General features: G+C 63.8%; 6 protein-coding genes. 1 reads left to right on the plus strand and 5 read right to left on the minus strand.

The features are described from left to right. Window positions 1-1,169 (minus strand): aldehyde dehydrogenase family protein (locus V6M39_RS04450; protein ID WP_332642507.1); only part of this gene is annotated, 1,169 nt, incomplete at its 3' end. A 112-nt stretch (window positions 1,170-1,281) separates the two neighbouring features. On the opposite strand from V6M39_RS04450, the gene V6M39_RS04455 reads away from it, so the two are divergent. Then, window positions 1,282-2,661 carry an aspartate aminotransferase family protein gene (locus V6M39_RS04455; RefSeq protein WP_332642508.1) on the plus strand — a complete coding sequence of 460 codons (1,380 nt, stop codon included), beginning with the start codon at window positions 1,282-1,284 and terminating at the stop codon, window positions 2,659-2,661. A 33-nt stretch (window positions 2,662-2,694) separates the two neighbouring features. Here the strand turns inward: V6M39_RS04455 and V6M39_RS04460 are convergent, their stop codons facing one another. The 4 genes from V6M39_RS04460 to V6M39_RS04475 form a co-directional block, all read right to left on the minus strand. Beyond that, on the minus strand, window positions 2,695-3,096 hold the full coding sequence (locus V6M39_RS04460) for a VOC family protein (RefSeq protein WP_332642509.1): 402 nt from the start codon (window positions 3,094-3,096) through the stop codon (window positions 2,695-2,697). Window positions 3,097-3,113: 17 nt separating this feature from the next. After that, window positions 3,114-3,479, minus strand: a complete 366-nt coding sequence (locus tag V6M39_RS04465; RefSeq protein ID WP_332642512.1) for a helix-turn-helix transcriptional regulator — start codon at window positions 3,477-3,479, stop codon at window positions 3,114-3,116. Between the two features lie 64 nt (window positions 3,480-3,543). Further along, a complete protein-coding gene (locus V6M39_RS04470; RefSeq protein ID WP_332642510.1) occupies window positions 3,544-4,362 on the minus strand; it encodes an ABC transporter permease in 819 nt (272 codons plus the stop codon). Next, on the minus strand, window positions 4,359-5,264 hold the full coding sequence (locus V6M39_RS04475) for an ABC transporter permease (protein ID WP_332642511.1): 906 nt from the start codon (window positions 5,262-5,264) through the stop codon (window positions 4,359-4,361). Before V6M39_RS04475 ends, V6M39_RS04470 begins: the two co-directional genes overlap by 4 nt. Window positions 5,265-5,365 lie beyond the last annotated feature (101 nt).

Genomic DNA, 5,365 nt, shown 5'->3' on the forward strand with positions numbered 1-5,365 from the left:
GTGATCACCGGTCCGAAGATCTCCTCCTGGCTGGCGCGGTCGTCCTGCTTGAGGCCCGAGATCACTGTCGGCTCGTAGAAGTAGCCGTCGCCGAGCGCCTCGACCCGGTGACCACCCGTCTCGATGGTGGCGTGGTCGGGCAGGTCGTCCATGAACCCGCTGACGTGGGCGAGCTGGTTGGTGTTGTTGACGGGACCGAAGTACGTCTCGTCGTCGTCGGGCATGCCAACCTTCGTGCCCCTGGCTGCCTCGGTGAGAGCCGCGGTGAAGTCGGCGGCGACGCGGGGATGAACCAGCACACGCGTGGCAGCCGTGCAGTCCTGGCCGGCATTGAAGTAGCCGGCGCCGGCAATGCCCTCGGCCGCGGCGGCGAGGTCGGCGTCGTCGAAGACCACAACCGGCGCCTTGCCACCCAACTCAAGGTGCGGCTTCTTGAGTCCGTCGGCAGCGGCCTTGGCCACTTCGATGCCGGCTCGCACGGAACCGGTGATCGCGACCATCTGCGGGATGGGGTGTGACACCAACGCTTTGCCGGTTTCGCGGTCACCGCAGACGACATTGAAAACACCGGGCGGGAAGAACTCCTGCGCAATCTCGGCGAGTAGCGAGGTCGATGCCGGCGTGGTGTCGCTGGGCTTGAGCACGATCGTGTTGCCGGCCGCGAGCGCGGGGCAGATCTTCCAGATCGCCATCATCAACGGGTAGTTCCAGGGCGTCACCTGTGCGACGACGCCGATCGGTTCGCGGCGGATCATCGAGGTGTGACCCTTCATGTACTCGCCTGCCGACCTGCCCTCAAGCACGCGGGCGGCACCGGCGAAGAACGTCATGACTTCGGTCGCCTGATACATCTCCTCGCTCATGGTGAGCGCCTTTGGCTTTCCGGTGTCGCGCGACTCGACGTCGACGATCTCCGCGGCTCGCTCGTCGATCGCGGCGGCCAGTTTGAGCAGCGCCTTCTGTCTCTCGTACGGCGTGGTGTCGCGCCACGTCTCGAAGGCGGTTGATGCCGCCTTGAGCGCGGTGTCGACGTCCTCGGGTCCAGACAGGGGCGCCGAGGCGTAGACCTTGCCGGTCGTCGGGTCGAAGACGTCGTACGTACTGCCGCCCTTTGCGGGGACCAGCTTGCCGTTGATGACGTTGTTGATGGTGGGTGAGCTCTGAGCCATGCCCTTATCCAACCTCATACGTCAAGTCAGGTGCAACGGATTTCGTGGTAAACAATGCATTACACGACGAAATCCCTTGTCATTGATCCACCTATCTTGCGATCATAGCGATATGACCTACTCCGATGAGGACTACCAGCGGCTTCAGAAGGCCGGCAAGCGGCACCTGTGGATGCACTTCTCGCGCCACGGCTCGTACGCGGACCACGACATCCCGATCATCACCAAGGGTGACGGCATGTACATATGGGACGCCAAGGGCAAGCGCTACCTCGACGGGCTCGCGGGTCTCTTTGTCGTGCAGGCGGGCCATGGCCGCGAAGAGCTCGCTGAGGCGGCCGCCAAGCAGGCCAAGGAGCTGGCGTTCTTCCCGATCTGGACGTTCGCGCACCCCAATGCCATCGAACTCGCCGAACGGATCGCTGGCTACGCGCCAGCCGACCTCAACCGGGTGTTCTTCACGACGGGCGGCGGTGAGGCAGTCGAGACGGCATGGAAGGCCGCCAAGCAGTACTTCAAGCTGACCGGCAAGCCCAACAAGACCAAGGTCATCAGCCGCCAGATCGCCTATCACGGCACCACGCATGGTGCCCTCTCGATCACGGGCATCCCGGGCCTCAAGGAACCGTACGAGCCTCTGGTGCCCACGACGGTGCACGTTGCCAACACCAACTATTACCGCGCGCCCGATCAGACGATGGACGAGAAGGCATTCGGGCAGTGGGCCGCAGACGAGATCGAGAACGCGATCATCGCCGAGGGTCCCGACACGGTATGCGCCGTGTTCCTCGAGCCGGTACAGAACGCCGGCGGCTGCTTCCCTCCCCCGCCCGGCTACTTCCAGCGCGTACGTGAGATCTGCGACCGCCACGACGTACTGCTCGTGTCGGATGAGGTGATCTGCGCGTTCGGTCGCCTCGGCGACATGTTCGGCGCAAACCGTTATGGCTACGTCCCCGACATGATCACCTGCGCCAAGGGTCTGACGTCCGGCTACTCACCGCTCGGCGCGATGATCGCTTCCGACCGGATCATGGAGCCGTTCCTGGAGGGCAACACGAGCTTCCTTCATGGCTACACCTTCGGTGGCCACCCGGTCTCGACCGCGGTGGCGATGGCCAACCTCGACATCTTCGAACGCGAGAAGATCAACGAGCACGTGCGCGACACGGAAGGCGCATTCCGCGGCACGCTGGAGAAGCTCCTCGACCTCGACATCGTCGGCGACATACGCGGCGATGGCTACTTCTACGGCATTGAGCTCGTCAAGGACAAGGCCACGAAGGAAAGCTTCGACGACGCGGAGTCGGAGAAGCTCCTCCGTGGCTTCCTCTCAAAGGCGTTGTTCGACGGTGGTCTCTACTGCCGGGCCGACGACCGAGGCGACCCGGTCATCCAGCTGTCGCCGCCCCTGATCGCCGACCAGTCGCACTTCGACGAGATCGAGCAGATCCTGCGCGGTGTCCTGACGGAGGCGCAGGGCCTGCTCTGATCGCGCGGACCACATGGCAGGCATGCACACGTCTCAGGCCTGGTTGAAGCGGAGCATGTTGCCTGCGGGGTCCCGTACCGCACAGTCGCGGACACCCCACGGCTGATCGATGGGTTCCTGCACGACATCGGCGCCCGAAGCCTGGAGCTTCTCGAACGTCGCGTCCAGGTCGTCCGTCGTGAACTGCATGAGGCCAATCATGCCCTTGGCCATCATGTCGGCGAGCAGCTTGCGCTCGGCGGGAGGCGCTTCGGGAGCCGCTGGACCGAGCACGACGGAGACGTCCGGCTGCGAAGCCGGACCGACGGTGATCCAGCGCATTTCGCCCTGGCCGACATCGTTGCGAACGTCGTACCCGAGCACATCGCGGTAGAACACGAGTGCCGCATCGGGATCGTCGACGTTGAGGTAGCTGGTTGAGATCTTGATATCCATGGCCCTCACGCTAGGGCTCAGACAGCTCCTCGCGCTTCTCCATTCCTGATCGGTCTGGTGTAGATCTTCTCGATGCAGGGAAGCGTGGTGTTCTGGTCGTGCGGGCGGGCGCGATAGGCGCTTGGGCTCTCGCCGACCAGCTCCGAGAACTTGGCGCTGAACGAGCCCAGCGACGAACAGCCGACCTCGAAGCAGACCTCCGTGACCGAGAGGTCACCGCGCCGCAGCAACGCCATCGCGCGCTCGATACGGCGTGTCATCAGATAGCCGTACGGCGTCTCGCCGAACGCATCACGGAAGCTGCGCGAGAAGTGGCCCGGGGACATCAGCGCTGTGCGTGCCAACGCCGTGACATCGAGCGGCCGCGCGTACTCGCGATCCATCTGGTCGCGTGCCTTGCGCAACAGCACGAGGTCCGAGGTCTCCACGGGTCGAGTATTTCACGACTCAGGCGGCGACCTTCTGCCTGCGGCGTCCGAACTCACCGACCAACACGATGCTGATGGCGATGAGGAACATCGCGGTGCCGATGACATTGACCTGCATGGGAACGCCCCGCTGCGACGCCCCCCACACGAACATCGGGAAGGTAACCTCCTGGCCCGAGTTCAGGTTCGTGATGATGAAGTCGTCGAACGACAGCGAGAAGCTCAGCAGGGCAGCCGCAATGATCCCGGGCAGCACCAGCGGAAACGTGACCCGCCAGAACGTCTGAGACTCGGTGGCATACAGGTCCATCGCCGCTTGTTCGAGGTTGTCGTCGAGACCGCTCAGGCGAGCCTTCACCGTCACGATCACGAAGGACAGGCAGAACATCACATGAGCGATGAAGATCGTCCAGAAGCCCAGCTGCCCGCCGAAGCCGCTCGAGACGAACAACGCCAACAACGACGAGCCCATCACGATCTCGGGCGAGGCCATCGGCAGGAAGATGATCACGTTGGCCGCCGACCGACCCTTGAAGCGGTGCCTGACGAGCGCGAACGCAGCGAGCGTGCCGAGGATCGTGGCCAACGCCGTCGCCAGAAAGGCGATCTGGATGCTGAGGACGACCGACTCCTTCATGCCGTTGGGCTCCCACGGATGGAGCCAGTTGTCCCACGTGAAGCTCTGGAACTTGTAGAGATTGCGGGACCTGCTGCTGTCGTTGAAGCTCATCAACGTCACGACCACGATCGGCACGAATGTGTAGATCAGCACGAGGATTCCGAGGAACAGAACCAGGTGCTCACCGATCCAACGACGGATCGCCGCCGCGCGTGTCATACCAGGTCCTCCGTCCCGGAGTTTCGGACCCAGACGAGGACGAGGGCGACGATGATGGCCATCAGGATCACCGAGAGGGCGCCGGCGGCGGCGTAGTCACCGATGTCGAACAGCGACTGAATGTCGTTGCCAACCATGCGCTCGTTGGGACTGCCGAGCAGTTCGGCATTGATGAAGTCACCCACTGCCGGGATGAAGGTCAGCAAGGTGCCGGCGACGACTCCGGGCATCGACAGCGGCAAGGTCACCTTGAAGAATCCTTTCGCCGGCGACGCGTAGAGGTCGCTCGATGCCTCGATGAGACGCGTGTCGATCTTCTCCAGGCTGGCGTAGAGCGGCAGCACCATGAACGGCAGGAAGTTGTAGGTCAGCCCGGCAATCACCGCGAACGGGGTGTTGAGCAGCCGATCGTCGCCGCTGAGCTGGAGCATCTGCAGGATGTCGATCAGGTGGGTCGCCTTCATGAAGTCGACCACGAAGCCGTCGTCGGCCAGGATCAGCTTCCACGACAGCGTCCGCAGCAGGAAGCTCGTGAAGAACGGCGCGATCACCAGGATCAGCATCAGGTTCTTCCAGCGGCCTGCCTTGAACGCGATGGCGTACGCCAGGACGTAGCCGATCACGAAGCACACGGCGGTGGTGACCCCTGCGTACCAGAGCGAGCGCCACAGCGTGCCCTTGTACTGGTCGAACGCGTCGGAGAAGTTCTGGATGTGCCAGGTCACCGAGTAGCCGGTCTCGACCGAGCCGGTGGGGTCGTAGAGGCTGGCCGAGATCAGCGAGAACAGCGGAACCACGAAGAAGAGCCCGAGCCACACCGCGCCCGGCAGGATCAACCAGTAGCCGGTCCGCTTCCGCCTCGCCTTGGCGCTGTGCGCGACGTCATCGAGCGTCGCCGCCACTAGTCCTCCTCGATGCCGGCGTGCGCGTCCTGGCTCGCGTCGAGCAGGAAGGCGTACTCCGGCCGCCACGAGATGTCGACCTTGGTGCCGACGGACAGCAT

The organism is Aeromicrobium sp. (assembly GCF_036675695.1).
Lineage (GTDB): Bacteria > Actinomycetota > Actinomycetes > Propionibacteriales > Nocardioidaceae > Aeromicrobium.